General features: G+C 63.5%; 18 protein-coding genes. 5 read left to right on the top strand and 13 right to left on the bottom strand.

From position 1 onward, the window contains the following. Positions 1-59: 59 nt before the first annotated feature. Both LB541_RS24325 and LB541_RS24320 read right to left on the bottom strand, forming a co-directional pair. Positions 60-650 (bottom strand): HD domain-containing protein, encoded by a 591-nt coding sequence (locus LB541_RS24325; RefSeq protein WP_140495362.1) that lies wholly within the window; start codon positions 648-650, stop codon positions 60-62. Beyond that, positions 647-1,798: a gamma-butyrobetaine dioxygenase gene (locus LB541_RS24320; protein WP_224619810.1), complete on the bottom strand. Its 1,152-nt coding sequence runs from the start codon at positions 1,796-1,798 to the stop codon at positions 647-649. The genes LB541_RS24325 and LB541_RS24320 overlap by 4 nt, the downstream gene beginning before the upstream one ends. 118 nt (positions 1,799-1,916) lie before the next feature. On the opposite strand from LB541_RS24320, the gene LB541_RS24315 reads away from it, so the two are divergent. Continuing rightward, entirely contained in the window at positions 1,917-2,804 is an 888-nt protein-coding gene (locus LB541_RS24315; RefSeq protein WP_140559560.1) for a LysR family transcriptional regulator, read from the top strand. Positions 2,805-2,807: 3 nt separating this feature from the next. Here the strand turns inward: LB541_RS24315 and LB541_RS24310 are convergent, their stop codons facing one another. The 3 genes from LB541_RS24310 to LB541_RS24300 are packed head-to-tail and all read right to left on the bottom strand — an operon-like array spanning position 2,808 to position 4,255. Beyond that, positions 2,808-3,329, bottom strand: a complete 522-nt coding sequence (locus LB541_RS24310) for a GNAT family N-acetyltransferase (RefSeq protein ID WP_140495357.1) — start codon at positions 3,327-3,329, stop codon at positions 2,808-2,810. A gap of 49 nt (positions 3,330-3,378) precedes the next feature. Beyond that, positions 3,379-3,687 (bottom strand): hypothetical protein, encoded by a 309-nt coding sequence (locus LB541_RS24305; protein ID WP_140623168.1) that lies wholly within the window; start codon positions 3,685-3,687, stop codon positions 3,379-3,381. Positions 3,688-3,691: 4 nt separating this feature from the next. Then, the gene (locus tag LB541_RS24300) at positions 3,692-4,255 is read right to left on the bottom strand and encodes a helix-turn-helix domain-containing protein (RefSeq protein WP_140623166.1); all 564 of its coding nucleotides are present in this window, start codon (positions 4,253-4,255) and stop codon (positions 3,692-3,694) included. A gap of 154 nt (positions 4,256-4,409) precedes the next feature. On the opposite strand from LB541_RS24300, the gene LB541_RS24295 reads away from it, so the two are divergent. Next, positions 4,410-6,242, top strand: a complete 1,833-nt coding sequence (locus tag LB541_RS24295; protein WP_140553686.1) for an ATP-binding protein — start codon at positions 4,410-4,412, stop codon at positions 6,240-6,242. Positions 6,243-6,463: 221 nt separating this feature from the next. Here the strand turns inward: LB541_RS24295 and LB541_RS24290 are convergent, their stop codons facing one another. After that, entirely contained in the window at positions 6,464-7,255 is a 792-nt protein-coding gene (locus tag LB541_RS24290) for a GGDEF domain-containing protein (protein WP_140495351.1), read from the bottom strand. Between the two features lie 106 nt (positions 7,256-7,361). After that, positions 7,362-8,333: a tRNA (adenosine(37)-N6)-dimethylallyltransferase MiaA gene (gene miaA, locus LB541_RS24285; protein WP_224619808.1), complete on the bottom strand. Its 972-nt coding sequence runs from the start codon at positions 8,331-8,333 to the stop codon at positions 7,362-7,364. Here miaA and serB point away from each other — a divergent pair. Next, a complete protein-coding gene (gene serB / locus LB541_RS24280; protein ID WP_224619806.1) occupies positions 8,317-9,204 on the top strand; it encodes a phosphoserine phosphatase SerB in 888 nt (295 codons plus the stop codon). The two genes, miaA and serB, sit on opposite strands and share 17 nt — an antisense overlap. Next, complete coding sequence (locus LB541_RS24275) at positions 9,201-9,773, top strand: GNAT family N-acetyltransferase (RefSeq protein ID WP_224619803.1); 573 nt, start codon at positions 9,201-9,203, stop codon at positions 9,771-9,773. Before serB ends, LB541_RS24275 begins: the two co-directional genes overlap by 4 nt. Before the next feature lie 39 nt (positions 9,774-9,812). Here LB541_RS24275 and LB541_RS24270 read toward each other — a convergent pair whose 3' ends face one another. The 6 genes from LB541_RS24270 to LB541_RS24245 all read right to left on the bottom strand — a co-directional run bounded on the left by LB541_RS24270 (position 9,813) and on the right by LB541_RS24245 (position 15,444). Then, positions 9,813-11,327 (bottom strand): DegQ family serine endoprotease, encoded by a 1,515-nt coding sequence (locus LB541_RS24270; RefSeq protein ID WP_140664672.1) that lies wholly within the window; start codon positions 11,325-11,327, stop codon positions 9,813-9,815. Positions 11,328-11,464: 137 nt separating this feature from the next. After that, positions 11,465-11,653 (bottom strand): DUF2065 domain-containing protein, encoded by a 189-nt coding sequence (locus LB541_RS24265; protein WP_140521173.1) that lies wholly within the window; start codon positions 11,651-11,653, stop codon positions 11,465-11,467. Positions 11,654-11,659: 6 nt separating this feature from the next. Beyond that, entirely contained in the window at positions 11,660-12,628 is a 969-nt protein-coding gene (gene hflC, locus LB541_RS24260) for a protease modulator HflC (RefSeq protein WP_140521174.1), read from the bottom strand. Further along, positions 12,628-13,749 carry an FtsH protease activity modulator HflK gene (gene hflK, locus LB541_RS24255; RefSeq protein ID WP_140495337.1) on the bottom strand — a complete coding sequence of 374 codons (1,122 nt, stop codon included), beginning with the start codon at positions 13,747-13,749 and terminating at the stop codon, positions 12,628-12,630. The genes hflC and hflK overlap by 1 nt, the downstream gene beginning before the upstream one ends. Positions 13,750-13,915: 166 nt before the next feature. Then, positions 13,916-14,434, bottom strand: coding sequence for a dihydrofolate reductase (locus tag LB541_RS24250; RefSeq protein WP_140675346.1), 519 nt, complete (start codon positions 14,432-14,434; stop codon positions 13,916-13,918). After that, positions 14,434-15,444, bottom strand: coding sequence for a DUF4424 domain-containing protein (locus tag LB541_RS24245; RefSeq protein ID WP_224619801.1), 1,011 nt, complete (start codon positions 15,442-15,444; stop codon positions 14,434-14,436). Before LB541_RS24245 ends, LB541_RS24250 begins: the two co-directional genes overlap by 1 nt. Positions 15,445-15,568: 124 nt before the next feature. Here LB541_RS24245 and cobF point away from each other — a divergent pair, with 124 nt between their 5' ends. Next, the gene (gene cobF, locus LB541_RS24240) at positions 15,569-16,333 is read left to right on the top strand and encodes a precorrin-6A synthase (deacetylating) (RefSeq protein WP_140675351.1); all 765 of its coding nucleotides are present in this window, start codon (positions 15,569-15,571) and stop codon (positions 16,331-16,333) included. The last annotated feature ends 139 nt before the right edge of the window (positions 16,334-16,472 follow it).

Raw genomic sequence — 16,472 nt, 5'->3', positions numbered from 1 at the left:
AAAAACCGAGGGAGGCGCGGTTTTGGACCGCGCCTCCCTTTCCTGATCGGTGCGATCGGCTACGCCGCCTGGTCGGCCGCGAACCGCGCCACCACGCGTTCTAGCAACGGCACATAGTCGCGAAACGTGCGCGTCCTCATGTCGGCGACCTTGCCGCCCTCGTCCCAGATGCGGACGCGCACCGCCTCTTCGTGAAACGGGTTCTTGCGGAACCCGGCCACCTCGTCCGGGCTCATCGGCCCGCCCTGCAACGACAGCGTATGAACCGAAGCCGGCGACAGCTTGTCGAAATAGGTCGGGTCGGTGGCGCAGAGATAGCGCTTGGCCGAGACATGCAGCCTGACGCATTCGACGATGACCGGCGGGAAGAACGGCGCCAGCACCTCGCCGCCGGCCTCGTCATGGTGCTTGTCCTCGACGTCATCGGGCGAATAGGTACCGAACTCGCTGGTGTAGTGGCCGATATCGTGCAGCAGGGCTGCTGCCACCAGTTCTTCCGGCGCACCATCCTGCTCTGCGAGCCAGGCGCCCTGCAGCATATGCTCGGACATCGTCACCGGCTCGCCGAGATAGGATTCGGCTCCCCGGCGCTCGAAGATATCGGCGATGAATTCGACGATGTTGCCGGCGTTCAGATCATGTGCGTTCATTCCGCCGCCTCCTTGAAACCGTGCTCGATCGCCGCCAACGTCGACAGCAGGCCGTCCTTGTCGGCATAACAGCCCTGCAGCCAGCGTTTGCCGGTTCCCGAAAACGCCTTGCGCGCATGCATGACGCGGGTGTTGTCGACGATGAAGGCCTGCCCCGGCTCAAGCTTGAACGTTACTTCGAAAGCCGGATCCTCGATCAACTCCGCAAAGCGGCGATAGGCGGCGTAGTAGGCATCCATCTCGGCGAAAGGCACGTCGATGGTCGGCGCCAGCGAGCGGTTGTTGAAGCGGATGCAGATCAGTTCGCCGTCCGGCCCGAGTTCGATCATAGGCCGCTTCGCCTGCAGCCGCACGCCGGACGATCCGGCATATTCGAAACGGGCAGGATGCGAACTCAGGAGTCGGAAGCCTTCGGGATTCTCGGCCTGCAGGGCGGCCGCCACGGCGAACCCGTCGACCACGCTGGACTCACCACCCTCCACCGTGTTCTCGATACAGGACAGGATCTGCAGCGTCGGCACCGGGTCGCGATAAGGATTGTCGGTGTGCGCCTGGAGGCCGAGATTGGTGTAGGCCAGATTGTTCGGATTGACCTCGGCGCGCACTTCGAACCAGCGCCCGTAATTGGTCTCCCTGATGTAGCCGAACAGGTCGGAGACCTTGCACAGAGCGCCGGATTCGGCCGGCAGTCCGTCCATCACTGCAAAACCGTAGGCCCTCACCGCCAAGAGCCATTCCCGCAGCACACTGCGGCTGCGGCTTGCCTTCGGATAACCGGCGCGCGGCACCGAATTCTGCATCGTCGCCCTTGTCCAGCGCTGCACCGCGTCGGCGGTCCATCCGGACTGACGGGCCTCGGCGCGATCATAGGCATTGGCTCGAAGCCACGCCTCGGGGAAGCTGACCGTCTTCTTCTCGGGCACGAATCTGATCTCCACGGCATTGCCCTTGATCGAAGCGGCACCGATCCGCGTCTCGGCTGGAATATCGAGGATGGTGATCAGTCGCTGGCCGTTGCCGGCGCTGCGTGTCTTGTCGTCGAGTGCGTTGTCGCGAAGCCACATGGCATGGAACCGGCAGCGTGTGCCGTCCTTCCAGCCCAGTTCGATCATTCTTCCTGCGTCGCCTATCAGCGCATCGGTCAACATGGAGATGTTCCTGTCCATTGCGCCCCGCAGTCCGCTCAGCGGGGCCTCGATTGCATGTTGATCGAGCGAAAGGTACAATTGAAATTATCATTTTTCGGTCAATGGCTGCAAAATCGTAATGCCTGCGAGAACCATCCCCACCTTGCCCCCACTCGACTGGCTGCGCAGCTTCGAGGCAGCGGCGCGGCTTTCGAATTTTACGGCGGCGGCCGCCGAACTCGGCCTGACCCAGGCGGCCGTCAGTCAGCATGTCCGGCTCCTCGAGGATCGGCTGAAGACGCGTCTGTTCTCACGGCTGGCGCGGGGCGTCGCACTGTTGCCGGAGGGCGCCGCCTACTTGCCCCACATCCAATCAGCCTTCGCCACCATCGGCAGCAGCACGGCGGAACTGTTCGAGCCCCGCGCCGTCGAGACCGTCACCTTGCGGGCGCCGATCTCTTTCGCTTTGCTGGTGCTCGTTCCGAAGCTGCCCGACCTTGCCAAGGCGCTGCCGCGCATCCATGTCGACCTGGTGACGATCCATCGCCCGACCGACTATGACCTGCCGGGCTCAGCGCTGGACATCCGTTTCGGCAACGGATCCTTTCCCGGACGCCTGGCCGACAGGCTGACCGCCGAGCGGCTTGTGCCGGTGGCCGCCCCGGCCTTGGCCAGTGATGCCGACTGGACATCCCTGCCGCTGCTCCTGGTCGCCGGTGCGCGCGAGATGTGGGCGGAATGGTTCGCCGCGGCGGGATTGGCCGGTCACCCCAGGCGCTCGCATCGCTTCGACAGCTTCGTGGCTGCGATGGAGGCTGCGCGAGCCGGCGCGGGCGTGCTTCTGGGCTCGCGGCCGCTGATTGACGCGGCACTCGAAAGCAAGGCCCTGGCCAGGCTTTCCGATTTCGAGCTCCCGAGCACATCGGGGCATTTTCTGACCAAGGCACCGATCGCGCGACTGACCGGTGCCGAGCAGGATTTCCGCCAATGGCTGCTGTCGCGCCTCGGCGAGCCATCTCCGACATGACGTTCACCGGCCGATGCGCTTCCAGTAGATGAGCGTGCCGGTCAGCCCGCCATGGGGCTTCAATGCATAGTCCGGTATTTCCCCGGTCAGCGTGAAGCCCAGCCTCTCATAGAGCCCGGACGCCCCCTCTTCGGTCGCCGTATCCAGAACCAGAAGCGTGCGGCCCCTCTCCACCGCAAGGGCCTCGGCCGCTTGCATCAGGCGGGTCGCCACGCCTTTGCCTCGACGATCGAGGCGCGTCATCAGCTTGGCGATCTCGGCCCGGTGCGGCTGGTTGGGCGGACAGTCGAGCAGCAGCGTGACCGTGCCGACCAGCGTGTCTGCCTCCCACGCGCCAAGCACCACCCGCTCACCTCTTGCGGCCGCCGTCAGCGACGTGTCCCAGAACCTGCGGGCGGTTTCCGGCGCCAGCGGATGCATGAAGCTCACCGACCCGCCCGCGGCAACCGTTTCGACCAGAAGATCGCCAAGCAACGCCTGTGTCCGCGCGTCCTGCGTCAACATTCTGATCTCGATGGAATGCATGCTCGTTCTGCCTGGCTGAGATGGAAGGATCGATACGGTCGAACTGGCGTCAATCGAAAGCGCTGAATCGCTTTCCCTTGCGCGCCGTCTTGATCGCGGCAATGCGTTCGGTGTCCTCTTCCTGAAGGTGGCGTCCGCGTTCGAGGAGTTCGAGCGTGTATTCCTCATAGGTAAGTCCCAGCCGTTCCGCCTTGTCCACGCGCATCAGCATGACGTCGCGGCTCGGTGCTTTCCACGCCTTGGCATGCGCGGCCTGCCAGGCCAGGAAAATATAAGGATCGCCCTTGCCCCATGGCGGCCCCTTGTAGTCGTCGAGCGGCGGTCCCCCATTGTGGGAGCGCTTTGGACGTCTCGGCATGATGTCAGGCCCTGACCAGCGCGACGAGATAGTCGGCGCCCGCCTCGAGTGCATGGAAGGTGCAGTCCGACGGCGCGCCAAGCGCCAGACAGTCGCCGGGCTCGAGCCTGTGCACCAGATCGCCCTCGGTGAATTCCAGCCGTCCGGAGATCAGCCATATCTGCTGTTTGATGAAGGCGTAGGATGCCGCGGGCAGGCTGACCTTGGCGCCCGCCGGCAGATGAACCCTGATCAGTTCGAGCGGCATGTCGCCGGCCGGCGAAAGATGCCGCCTGACATAGCCGGTGTCGGGATCGCGCCAGACGGGCTGGTCGCTCGCCCGCAGCAAGCCGCCGCCCTGCAATTCCGCGCGTGCGATAAGGGTCGACAGCGTCATGCCGAAGGCGGCGGCGATCCGCACCAGGAGCGCTGCCGTCGGGCTGGTCATGCCGCGCTCGATCGTGCTCAGCATGGCTTTGGAGACGCCGGAGCGCTCGGCGAGTTCGGCCAGGGACCAGTCCCGTATCGTCCTCTCGGCGTGTATCCGTCTGCCGATTGTGGAGGAGATATCGTTCGCTATATCATTCATTCGTCTATTATAGCGAAAACTGATAACTGGAAAAGAGCCTTGTCGCGACAATTTTCGCCGGCTTCTTAATCCTCCCTACACCATCCGGCCACACTCGACCTTAACCCCGTTCCTGTAGGCTTCGACGTGAGGGAAAATGGGGATTGGCCTGTCCATGTATGTCGAACGCGAAGCCTCGGTCGGAGAACCGACATCGCAGGAGCGCCGCAACGCCGAACAGAACGACAGGCGCATCCTGGGCAATGTCGTGCAATGCGACGGCGCCCGCGCCACCATCAGCGCCTTTGCGGACGACGTCGACGGCGCGGTGACCGGCCTGTGGACGGTCGGCAAGATGATCTCGGTCAATCTCGGCACGACACGCACCGTCGGCCTGGTCTATGCGATCGGCAAGTCGGATCGCGCCTGGAACAGCGAAGGCCAGAACGCCATCGAGGTCAGCATCGAGCTGATCGGCGAAGTGCGCGACGGCGCCGAACCCGGCTCCAAGCCGATCTTCGACCGCGGCATCACCACCTATCCCCATATAGGCGCCATCGCGCACCGCATCCGCAGCCGTGACCTGCAGGCCGTCTACGATCTGGCCGGGCGTCATTCGATCACCATCGGCTCGCTGTCGCAGGACGAGGCGATCGCCGCCAACATCGCCATCGACGACACGCTGGCGCGCCACTTTGCCATTGTCGGCACCACCGGCGTCGGCAAGTCCACCGCCGTCTCGCTGCTGCTGCGCAAATCGATCGCGGCGCGGCCGGATCTGCGCATCCTGATCCTCGATCCGCACAATGAATTCGCCGCGTCGCTGCCCGAATATTGCGTCAAGGTCGATTCCAAGACGCTCGACCTTCCGTTCTGGATGTTCCGGCTCGAGGAATTCGCCGAGGTTCTATTTCGCGGCCGCGAGACCGTGCCCGACGAGATCGATGCGCTGCGCGACCTCATTCCGCTCGCCAAAAACCTCTATCGCAACCCCAATTCCGGTGCCTATCTCAGGCGCGGCAGCGATGCGCTGACCGCCGATACGCCAGTGCCCTACCGCATTGCCGATCTGCTCAAGCAGATTGACGAGCGCATGGGCATGCTCGAAAGCAAGAACGAGCGCCCGACGCTCAAATCGCTGAAGACGCGCATCGAATCGGCGGCAGCCGATCCGCGCTACCGTTTCATGTTCAACTCGCGCCTGATCGAGGACACCATCCACGAGACGATCGGCAACATCTTCCGCGTGCCGCATAACGGCCGCCCTGTGACCTGTTTCGAAATGGCCGGCATGCCGTCCGAAGTGGTCAATTCCGTCTGTTCGGTGCTGGCGCGCCTGGCGTTCGACCTTGCGCTGTGGAGCGAGGGCAAGCTGCAGCTCCTATTGCTGTGCGAAGAAGCGCATCGCTACATGCCGGCCGATGCGCGCCTCGGCTTCGCGCCGACAAGGCACGCGCTGTCGCGCATTGCCAAGGAAGGCCGCAAGTATGGCTGCTATCTCGGCGTCGTCACCCAACGCCCGGGCGAACTTGACCCGACCATCCTGTCGCAATGCTCGACTTTTTTCGCCATGCGGCTCGCCAATGAGCAAGACCAGGCGATCATCCGCTCGGCCATCGCCGACTCGTCCGCCTCCACGCTTGCTTTCCTGTCGTCCATGGGCCAGCGCGAAGCCATCGCCTTCGGCGAAGGCGTGGCCACGACGATGCGGCTGAAGTTCGAGAGACTGCCGGCTGAACTGATCCCCGGCACGGCGAAGCGCGAACAAGCCATGTCGTCGAAAACCGGCGACGATGTCGATCTGGTGACGATAGTGGAACGGCTTCGCAACGTTCCAAAGCCGCAGCAGCAGGCGATGGCCTTTGCCGAAGTGGTCGATTCTGGCCGCCAGGCTGGCGATCCCGACTACCGCAAGCCGCCGGCCGCACGCGTGCAATCGGACGATGATTTCGACATGCGCTACGGCCTAAAGCCCGCCACCTTCGGCATGCGCCCCCAGAACGATTGAGCCTGCAAGCTCTCTGACGACCGGCCGGGAAGCCGCACACAAGCTTCCAAAGGCTTCACATCATCGAACCAGCTTGGTCAAATCCCGAAAGGGAATTCATCAGGCCGGATTGAATGGCGTGGTTTCGAGAAGCCGGAGCGGAGCGGACATTCAGTCCGTGAGCACCGGAAGTCGAAAAAGCCGCGTCAGGCAACCGGCCTCGTGAATTCTTCTTCGGGATTTCAGGCGCAGACGCGGTTGCGGCCTTGCCTCTTGGCCTCGTAGAGCTGGCGGTCGGCGCGGCGATAGAATTCTTCCGCCGTCTCCTTGCGGTCCCAAACGGCAAGGCCGACGCTGGTGGTGATCTTGAGCCGGACATTGCCGGAGAGAACCGACATGTTGGCGATCGCCTTGCGGATACGCTCGGCGAATTTCGACAACAATTCCGCCTCCATGTTGGGCGTGACCACGGCGAATTCCTCGCCGCCCAATCGCGCCACCACGTCATGGTAGCGCGTCATGTCCTTGAGACAGCTGGCGACGGCCTTGAGCACCTCGTCGCCGACGTCGTGGCCGTGTGTATCGTTGACCTGCTTGAAATGATCGAGGTCCAGGATCATCAGCCCGACGGGTTTCTCGATGCGCTTGAACTCCTCGAGATATTCCTTCAGCGCGTCGTCGAAATAGCGCCGGTTCTGCATGCCGGTCAGGCTATCTGTCAGCGCCGCATGTTCGAACGTCTCGGAGCGGGCGCTCAGTGACACGGTCATGGCCCGCAGCTTGCCTTCCTCCGTCGCCTGCCTGCGGATCAGCGGGTAGATGAAGAAGATGCCGAAGAACAGCGCGGTCGCGAGCAGCACGCCCGTCGCGAAAAGCAGCTTGTTGAGGTAGATGACCTTGTCCAGGCCGGAGGCCGTGTGCAGTTCGGTGGCAAAGGATTGCAGCAGTCCATAGGCATGCAGCGTCACCAGGCCGGCGGCCAGGATCACGAAGATAAAGACGAAAAACGCCGATTCCGCCTTGTGGAAACGCATCTGCTCCCCGATGGAAAAATGCCCATCGACCTTATGGCATGGCGGGCCTTACGGAGGGTTAATTTGGACAACCACAACGAGAACCTTTCCGTGAAGGAAAGGCTTTCTAGGTTGCATTAGCAGCAAGCGTTTGGATCGTGGTTTCGATATCGTCACCAGGATGCAATCTTTGCCATTCCGGTCCTAGCTGGTGCCGAAACCAGGTCGTCTGCCGCTTGGCATATTGCCTGGTTGCGATCTTGGCGCGCTCAATCGCCTCGGGAAAACCCGATTGTCCGGCCATCGCCGCTTGCAGTTCGCGAACGCCGATCGCCTTCATCGCCGGCAATTGCGGATCGAGACGAAGCGATGCGAGTTGCCTGACTTCGTCCAGTGCGCCCTTGGCCAGCATCTGGTCGAAACGCCTTTCGATGCGTCCGACCAGCGCGGCCCGGTCCGGCTCGATGACAAAGAAGCGGGCCGTCTGTCTGTCGATGAGCGGCCGGCCCCGCGCGGCCTGCCAGTCCAGGATCGAGCGGCCGGATGCGTCGAGCACTTCGAGCGCCCGCACGATGCGCTGGCTGTCCGTGGGCTTCAACTGCATGGCTGCCCTGGAATCCTCGCGCAGCAGGATGCCATGCAGTTTGACGGCGCCTTGCTCCTTCAACTCGTAGCGCCAACGGTCGCGTACCTGCCGCGGAATGTCGGGCATTTCCGAAATGCCCTCGGCCAAGGCGCGAAAGTAAAGGCCGGTGCCGCCGACGAAGACCGGTCGCCGCGAGAGCGCGCCGTCTTCGATCAGCCTCGTCACGTCGCGCAGCCACGCCCCGGTCGAGTAGGCGGTGCCGGGATGGACATGCCCATAGAGATAATGCGGTGCCCGAGCGAGGTCCGCCGCCTCCGGCCGGGCAGTCAACACGTCGAGAACCGAATAGGCTTGCATGGAATCGGTGTTGACGATCACGCCGCCTATACGTTCGGCCAGGTCGAGCGCCAGCGCCGACTTGCCGCTGGCGGTCGGCCCGGCTATCAGGATCGCATTCTTCACGCGGCCTTCGCCCGCATCCGCACCGGAATTATCGATGCCGCTTGTCGCCACGCTTGTTTCCCATCCCGCCGATCGTGCCTTGTCGCCATCGCTTGCGAATATGGCCTCACGGTCGGTGGGCGCAAGCACTGTTCGCTGGATGGCCGAAGACATTGCCTGCGATCTCGCACTGCCGGCGAATGCACAAGCCGACGAGGCGACCGCCAATCTGCGCGCGGCGCTGGCCGCCGAGCCGATCGACGTGATCGTCCAGCAGTCGGCAACGCGCCGCAAGAAGATCCTCATCGCCGACATGGATTCGACCATGATCGACCAGGAATGCATCGACGAGCTAGCCGACGAGATCGGCGTCAAGGAGCACGTCGCGGCGATCACCGCACGATCGATGAATGGCGAGATCGCCTTCGAGCCCGCCCTGCGCGAGCGCGTGGCGTTGCTCAAGGGGCTCGATGCGGCCGTGGTCGATCTGATCGTTGCCAACCGGTTGACATTGGCCTCCGGCGGCCGCGCGCTGGTGCAGACGATGCGGGCCAACGGCGCCTGGACCGCACTAATCTCGGGCGGCTTCGAGGTCTTCACCTCACGCATCGCCGCCATGCTCGGCTTCCATGAAAATCGCGCCAACCGCCTGCTCGAACAGGATGGCCTGTTTGCCGGGTTGGTCGGCGAGCCGATCCTCGGCCGCGCCGCCAAGGCCGAGGCGCTGATCGAGATCACTGCGCGTCTCGGCCTCACCCCGGCCGATGCCATTGCTGTCGGCGACGGGGCCAACGATCTCGACATGATCCGCCTTGCCGGCACCGGTGTTGCGCTGCATGCCAAACCGATGGTGGCCGCGCAGGCAAAGGTTCGCATCGACCATGGCGACCTGACCGCATTGCTCTATCTGCAAGGCTACAGGCAGGAAGAGTTCGTCCAATGAAACCAATGCGCACCGAGCGCCTGATCCTGCGCAACTGGGACGATTGTGACCGCGAGTTGTTCCATCGCATCAATTCCGACGAACGCGTGATGGAGTTCTTCCCATTCCGTCGCGACCGTGCCGCAGCAGACGCCAAGATGGACGAACTGCGGGCCATCATCGATCGGGACGGCTATGGCTTTGCCGCCTGCGAGATCGCCGCATCAGGCCAATGCATCGGCTTTGCCGGCATCACCGGAACCGATTATCTGCCGTTCCTGCCGGCCGGCACCGTCGAGATCGGCTGGCGGCTGGCGCCCGAATTCTGGGGCAAGGGCTATGTCACGGAAGCTGCCGAGGCATGGCTGGCCTACGGCTTCGAAAAACTCGGCCTTGGCGAGATCGTCTCCTTCGCCGTCGCGGACAACCGCCGCTCCACCGCCGTCATCGAACGCATCGGCATGACCGCCGATCCGTCCGCCGACTTCGATCATCCCGGCATTCCCGACAGCCACTCCGCCCTCAAGCGGCATGTGTTCTACCGGCTGACGAGCAAGGATTGGCAGGCAAGAAGAAGGGCGGCTCGCTAACCGCCCTCCTCAATTAGATTGTTGCAGGCTGTGCCGGATTCAATCCATCCGGATCGTGACGAACCTCAGCTCACCGGTCTTGGACGCCAGCATCAGCAGCGCGTTCTTGCGTCCCTGCTCCTTCAGCGCTCCGATCCGGTCCATCACATCCTTGGGCGTGGCAACCGATTCCTGCGCGATTTCGGTGATCACCTCGCCCGGCTGGATGCCGCGTTCAGCCGCGGCCGAATCCTTGGCGACATCGGTGATGACGACGCCCGACACATCGGCGGCGATGCTGAACTTCTTGCGCGTCTCGTCGTTGAGTTCGCCGACGGTCATGCCAAGCACCGAGGCCGTCGAAACCGCTGGCGCCTTGTCGCCCTTGTCCTGGTCGGTGTTGCCGTTTTCGCCGCTGGCGAGCTTCTCGCTGTCCTCGAGCCGGCCAAGTGTTACCTTCACCGTTTGCTCGACACCCTTGCGCACGATCAGAACGTCGACCGCCTTGCCGACCGGGCTCTCCGCGACCACACGCGGCAGGTCGCGCATTTCGTGGATGTCCTTGCCGTCGAACTTGATGATGACGTCGCCGGCCTGGATGGTGCCGTTGTCGACCGGTCCACCCTTGATGACGCCGGCGACCAGCGCGCCCTTGGCGGTCGCCATGCCGAGGCTCTCGGCAATATCGTCGGTCACCGGCTGGATGCGTACGCCAAGCCACCCGCGCCGCGTTTCGCCATATTGGCGCAGTTGCTCGACAACGCCCGATGCGAGCTGCGAGGGGATGGAGAAGCCGATGCCGATCGAGCCGCCGGACGGCGAAATGATCGCCGTGTTGATGCCGATGACCTCGCCGGCGCTGTTGAACAGCGGCCCGCCCGAATTGCCGCGGTTGATCGCGGCATCGGTCTGGATGAAATCGTCATAGGGGCCTGAATTGATGTCGCGGTTACGCGCCGAGACGATGCCGACCGTGACCGTGCCGCCGAGGCCGAACGGATTGCCGATCGCCATCACCCAGTCGCCGACGCGCATCTTGGTGGAATCGCCGAACTTCACCGCCGTCAGCTTGTGGCCCTTCGGATCGACCTTGAGCACCGCGACATCGGTCTTGGTGTCGGTGCCGACCAGCGTCGCCTTCAGCGTGACTCCATCGGAGAAATTGACCTCGATATCGTCGGCATCGGCGATGACATGGTTGTTGGTGACGACGATGCCCTGCTCGGCGTCGATGACGAAACCGGAGCCGAGCGACTGCACTTTCTGCGAGCCATTGTCCTTGTCGCCGCCACGGTTCTTGAAGAAATCGTCGAAGAAATCCTGGAACGGCGAGCCTTCGGGAAGCTGCGGCATCGGCACCGCGCCCGGACCTTCCGTGCCCTTCACCGTCTGCGACGTCGAGATGTTGACCACCGCGCCGAGCAGGCCTTGCGCCAGGTCGGCCACCGAAGCAGGCCCGTCGGCGGCCATTGTCGGCGTCACGAAGGCCGGAACGGCCACGGTGCCCAGAAGAAGCGCTGCCGCGCCAGCGACGAACGTGCGTCGAGCCGCGCGCAAAAGGGTGTTGGATGTCATCGAGAAGCCTCCCGGCACTTCTGAAAGAGAAAAGCGCTTCGACGGAAACGCCGTGTCGCGCCATGATGGCAAGAAATAGGGCACGTTTGCGGCTATGGCTATTGGCAGAGTGTAAATCCCGCGTTTTTGCACACCCCCTAGCCGCCGCGGATCAGCCAGACGATACCGACGCCGGCGGCAATCGCCACCAGCCCGGCGATCCGCAATGCGTTCTCCGGCAACGACAGCACCTCAGCCGCCAGTTTCCTGGCGAAACCGGGAAAGCCGCCATAGACCAAGCCCTCAATGACGAGGACCAGGCCTATTGCCGCGAAGAAATCCTGCACCGGCCGCTACTGGCCGGTGCCGGGCGAAGTTGCGGGTGCGGTCGCCGGTGCGGCAGGAGGTGCCGGTTGCGGAGCCGCCGGCCTTGCCGGCGCCTCCTTTCCGTCAGGGTCGCGGAAGAAACGGAAGAACTCCGAATTCGGCGACAGCACCATTGTCGTGCCGGTGTTGTCTAGCGCCGTGCCATAGGCGTTCATCGACCGGTAGAAATCGAAGAACGCCGGATCGCGCTGATAAGCCTCGGCAAAGGTGGCGCTGCGCTGCGCCTCGCCCTCGCCGCGCAGGATTTCGGACTCCTTCTGCGCTTCCGCGATGATCTCGACCACCTCACGGTCGGCGCGGGCCTTGATGCGCTGCGCCGCCTCATTGCCGCGCGCCCTCAGCCTTTCGGCCTCAGCCAGACGTTCCGCCTTCATGCGATCGAAGGTCTGCTGCGAGACTTCGGCGGTGAGGTCGGTGCGGCGGATGCGGACATCCTCGATCTGCAGGCCGAGCGAGGTGGCGTCGGGCCGTAGCTGATCGCGCACTTCGCGCATCATCACAGCGCGCTCCTCCGAAAGGGCGGCCTCGAAGTCGCGCAGACCGTAGACGCGGCGCAAGGCAGCGTCGAGACGCGTCCTCAGCCGCGCTTCGGCGAGCTCGATCTGGCCGGATACGGCGGCACGGAAGACACGCGGATCCGAGATGCGGTAGGCGATGAAGGCATCGACCTCATAGAACTTGCCGCCCGAGACCTGGACGCGGATGTTGTCGAGGTCGAAGCGCAGCACCCGATTCTCGATCAACTGCACCGTGTCGGCGTCGAAGAACGAGAACGGCGCCTTGAAGTAGATGCCGGGCTCGGTCTTGACGTCGACGATCTCGCCGAACCTCAGCACCAGCGCCTGCTGGCGCGCATTGACCACGAAGACTGACGAATAGAGCAGGAACAGGATGACCGCCGCGATGACGACGATGACGGGGAGACGGTTGGCCATCACTGGTTACCTCCCGTCGTCGCGCCAAGCGGGGCCGGAGCCGGCGCTTTCTGCTGCAATGCCGGCAGCGGCAGATAGGGGACGACCCCCTGCCCGTTGCCTTGCTCGACGATCACCTTGCCGGAGTCCTTCAGCACCTTCTCCATCGTTTCCAGGTAAAGCCGCTTGCGCGTCACGTCGGGCGCCTTCGCATATTCGTCATAGACGGAGATGAAGCGCTGGGCCTCACCTTCGGCCTCCTGCACCACCCGGTTCTTGTAGGCGGCCGCGTCTTCGCGGACCTGTGCGGCCTCGCCGCGTGCCTGGCCGAGCTTCTGGTTGGAGTACTGGTTGGCCTGCTCGACGAACTTATCCTCGTCCTGCTCGGCGCGCTGCACCTCGTCGAAGGCGTCGGCGACCTCACGGGGCGGCGCCGCGTCCTCGATCGAGATGGCGTTGACCTGAAGCCCGGCCTTGTAGCCGTCGAGCGTGGTCTGGATGATCTCACGCACCGAAGCCGCTATGCCCTGGCGGTCGTCACGGAAGATGTCCTGCGCCGGCCTGCGGCCGACGGCCTCGCGCATCGCGCTCTCGGCGACCTGCCGCAGCATGCCATCCGGGTCGGAGACGTCGAACAGATAGGCGCGGGGATCGGAGACCTGGTAGGCGACCGAGAACTGCACGTTGACGATGTTCTGGTCGCCCGAAAGCATCAGCCCCGACGTGTTGCCGCTGGACGCGCCACCGCCAATGTCGACGAGCTGCTCGGAAATCTTGGCCGTTTCGACGGTTTCGAGCGGCCACCAGTGGAAATGCAGGCCGGGCTGCGACAGCTCGGCCTTCGGCTTGCCGAAGCGCAGCTCGACCGCGACCTCATCGGGCTGCACGGTGTAGACTGCCTGGAACGCCCATAGCACGACCAGCGCCGCGCCGATCAGCCCGAATATGGCCGGACTGGCGCCGCCACCGCCGGGCAGCGCGCGCCGCAGCCTGTCCTGGCCACGGCGGATGATGTCCTCGAGGTCGGGAGGCGAGCCTTGCGGGCCGCTTGGCCCCTTCGGTCCCTGCCCCCAGGGTCCCTGATTGTTGCCGCCGCCGCCCCACGGGCCGCCGCCACCGCCACCTTTGTCGTTCCAGGGCATGAATGTCCTTTCGCTTGGAATTCCCTCAAGCGCCGGAATTTCGGCGCAAATCCAGTCTTGTTCTTCTATAGGGACGCCACGGCATGCTTTCAACGCGATGCTCTGCTGGCATCATCGGTTTTGGGCCGGTCGCGACCCTTTGTCGTCTTTAAACGCCTTTTTTCTTTCAATGGCTCTCGCGGCGTCGCTCGTAAACCGTATAGCGCGTCGCGTGGCTGTCCTTTTCGCCGGCTGGAATCTCCTGCGAACTGACTTCGCGCCAGCGTTTCGGATCAATCGGCGGGAAATGCGCGTCGCCGTCGACAGCGGCCAGCACATGGGTGACGTGCAGCCGGTCGGCCAGCGGCAGCGCCTGCGCATAGATTTCGCCGCCGCCGATGACGCAGACCTCGTTCACCCCGCTCATGCAGCGCCCACGCACATCAGCCAGCTGGATCGCGTTCTTGAGCGTATGCGCCACCTCCACGCCGTCGGCGCGCCAAGTCTTGTCACGGGTGACAACGATGTTCAGCCTGCCCGGCAGCGGCCGGCCGATGCCTTCATAGGTCTTGCGTCCCATGATGATAGGTTTGCCCATCGTGTCTGCCTTGAAGCGCTTGAGATCGGTGGAAAGCCGCCAGGGCAGCCCCCCGTCCCGCCCGATGACGCCGTTCTCGGCGATGGCGACATAGATTGCCACGTGCATCAGTTGCCGTTCCCATTGTCGGATGGATCGAGGATAAGGATGTCGATGTCGCGCTCTGGATAGAAGTCCTCAGCCGTCATCTCGAAACTCGTCGGCCCGACCTTCCTGACATTGTCGCCGCAGAACGAGACCAGGGCTTTGGGATTGTCCTTGTCGACGGTCAGCTTGAACTTGCCGATGCTACCGGCCGCCCAGTTGCCGCCGGTGGTCAGGATGTAGGCGATGCGGCTCTCGTAATATTTTGGATAGCCGTCGGGATCGTTCTTGGCAGCCTTGCGCACTGCGTTCTCGAAGGTGTCGTCCATGCAGTAGCGGGACTTGTAGGCGGCGTACTGTCCCTGGAACTTGCCGTCGTAGAAGAAGCTGACCGACGAGGTGCCGCCGACGCTCGGTTTGTAGCGGTGGGAAACGTGGACGTCCTTGTTGGCCGGAAAGGTCGAGCGCCACCAATAGGTCGAGCGCAATTGCCAGAACGGTGCATAATTGGGTTTCGCGCCAGGGCTGTCATCGACAGTGTCCTCGATGATGATGCCGCGGGTGACCCAGTCGTCCGCCACCGTTTGCGGCAGCTTCCCGAGCGCCGCCTTTGCCGCTTCGCCGAATGGGTTGAAAGGCACGTTCTGCGCCTTCAGGTCGGCACCGATGTCGATGCCGAGCGCGAACGCCTTCTGCTCGAGCTCAGGCTTTGCCGCCACGCCGTCGATCGTCACCTCGAAGCCAAGGAAATTGTCGCTCTGGTTTTCGGGGATCGCCGGCATCTCCTCGGGATCGCCGGAGATGTCGGGCATTGGGAAGGCGACGATCGCGTCGACGTCCTTATCGGTGTTGTTGTGGAAGACGTAATCCACGGTCACCTTTTCCGGCGAGATGAAGAGGTCCTCGCTCTGCATCGCCAGGGCATCGCTGCGCGACAGCACCAGGCCGCCGGTGCCGAGTTCGGCAACGGAATCATTGGCGAACGCGGGTGCGGCCGACAAGGCCGGCACCGCCGTCAGAACATATCGCAACATGAAAGCCCCTCGGCGAGAATGTCGCGACGACCCTAGCGGTTTCAACGTGGCGTTTCAAAGCCCTTCCGCATCCGCGCCACGCCAGTCTGGACTAAAGGGTTGCGATCGGGCAGGAGTTCGCTTCATGCGCAAGCTTCTCGTCATCGGCATCGGCGCCGGCAATCCCGACCATATGACCGTGCAGGCCATAGACGGCCTCAATCGGGCCGACGTGCTGTTCATCCCCGACAAGGGTGCGAAGAAGAACGATCTTGCCGAACTGCGCCGTCACATCTGCGACCGCTTCGTCACCAACCCGAATTCACGCCGCGTGGAATTCGACGTGCCCGTGCGGGCCGAACCGGCGCCTTCCTATCGCTCGACGGTCGATGACTGGCACGAGGCAATCGCCGCCATCTATGAAGACCTGATCCGCGAAGAGATCGCCGCGGATGGTTGCGGCGCCTTCCTGATCTGGGGCGACCCCTCGCTCTACGACAGCGCGCTGCGCATCCTGGAGCGCGTACGCCTCAGGGGCAACGTCGCCTTCGAACTGGAGGTTATTCCCGGCATCACCGCCATTCAGGCGCTCGCCGCCAGCCACGCGACAGCGCTGAATCGCATCGGCGATTCCATCCTGATCACCACCGGCCGCCGGCTGACGGAAGAAGGCATGCCGCAAAATGCCGGCAGCGCCGTCGTCATGCTTGACGGCAAATGCGCCTTCAACACGCTCGCCGACCAGGATCTTTTCATCCAATGGGGCGCTTATCTCGGCACGCCGGACGAAATCATCGTCTCCGGCCGCCTTCGCGACGTCGGCGCCGAAATCGAGAAAATCCGCGAGCAGGCCCGCAGAGAAAAGGGCTGGATCATGGATACGTACGTGCTGAGGAAGGTAGGGGAGTAGGGCAGTAAGGCAGTAAGTGAACGAGACATCAGGAGCCGGAACACAAGAAAGCACACGAAAAATTCGACGCGCCCGAGTTGGTCTGCCCTACTGCCCTACTGCCCTACTGCCCTACTGCCCTACTGCCCTACTGCCCTAC

The sequence above is a fragment of the Mesorhizobium sp. BR1-1-15 genome, assembly GCF_020165475.1.
Lineage (GTDB): Bacteria > Pseudomonadota > Alphaproteobacteria > Rhizobiales > Rhizobiaceae > Mesorhizobium.
The sequence above is the reverse complement of the archived record's forward strand: the minus strand, read 5'-3'. Positions and strand labels throughout refer to the sequence as shown.

What these genes read in the sequence shown, in the direction of transcription:
- LB541_RS24325 (WP_140495362.1), bottom strand. Translation starts at nt 650, where the DNA reads ATGAACGCACATGATCTGAACGCCGGCAACATCGTCGAATTCATCGCC.
- LB541_RS24320 (WP_224619810.1), bottom strand. Translation starts at nt 1,798, where the DNA reads ATGTTGACCGATGCGCTGATAGGCGACGCAGGAAGAATGATCGAACTG.
- LB541_RS24315 (WP_140559560.1), top strand. Translation starts at nt 1,917, where the DNA reads ATGCCTGCGAGAACCATCCCCACCTTGCCCCCACTCGACTGGCTGCGC.
- LB541_RS24310 (WP_140495357.1), bottom strand. Translation starts at nt 3,329, where the DNA reads ATGCATTCCATCGAGATCAGAATGTTGACGCAGGACGCGCGGACACAG.
- LB541_RS24305 (WP_140623168.1), bottom strand. Translation starts at nt 3,687, where the DNA reads ATGCCGAGACGTCCAAAGCGCTCCCACAATGGGGGACCGCCGCTCGAC.
- LB541_RS24300 (WP_140623166.1), bottom strand. Translation starts at nt 4,255, where the DNA reads ATGAATGATATAGCGAACGATATCTCCTCCACAATCGGCAGACGGATA.
- LB541_RS24295 (WP_140553686.1), top strand. Translation starts at nt 4,410, where the DNA reads ATGTATGTCGAACGCGAAGCCTCGGTCGGAGAACCGACATCGCAGGAG.
- LB541_RS24290 (WP_140495351.1), bottom strand. Translation starts at nt 7,255, where the DNA reads ATGCGTTTCCACAAGGCGGAATCGGCGTTTTTCGTCTTTATCTTCGTG.
- serB (WP_224619806.1), top strand. Translation starts at nt 8,317, where the DNA reads ATGCCGCTTGTCGCCACGCTTGTTTCCCATCCCGCCGATCGTGCCTTG.
- LB541_RS24275 (WP_224619803.1), top strand. Translation starts at nt 9,201, where the DNA reads ATGAAACCAATGCGCACCGAGCGCCTGATCCTGCGCAACTGGGACGAT.
- LB541_RS24270 (WP_140664672.1), bottom strand. Translation starts at nt 11,327, where the DNA reads ATGACATCCAACACCCTTTTGCGCGCGGCTCGACGCACGTTCGTCGCT.
- hflC (WP_140521174.1), bottom strand. Translation starts at nt 12,628, where the DNA reads ATGGCCAACCGTCTCCCCGTCATCGTCGTCATCGCGGCGGTCATCCTG.
- hflK (WP_140495337.1), bottom strand. Translation starts at nt 13,749, where the DNA reads ATGCCCTGGAACGACAAAGGTGGCGGTGGCGGCGGCCCGTGGGGCGGC.
- LB541_RS24250 (WP_140675346.1), bottom strand. Translation starts at nt 14,434, where the DNA reads ATGCACGTGGCAATCTATGTCGCCATCGCCGAGAACGGCGTCATCGGG.
- LB541_RS24245 (WP_224619801.1), bottom strand. Translation starts at nt 15,444, where the DNA reads ATGTTGCGATATGTTCTGACGGCGGTGCCGGCCTTGTCGGCCGCACCC.
- cobF (WP_140675351.1), top strand. Translation starts at nt 15,569, where the DNA reads ATGCGCAAGCTTCTCGTCATCGGCATCGGCGCCGGCAATCCCGACCAT.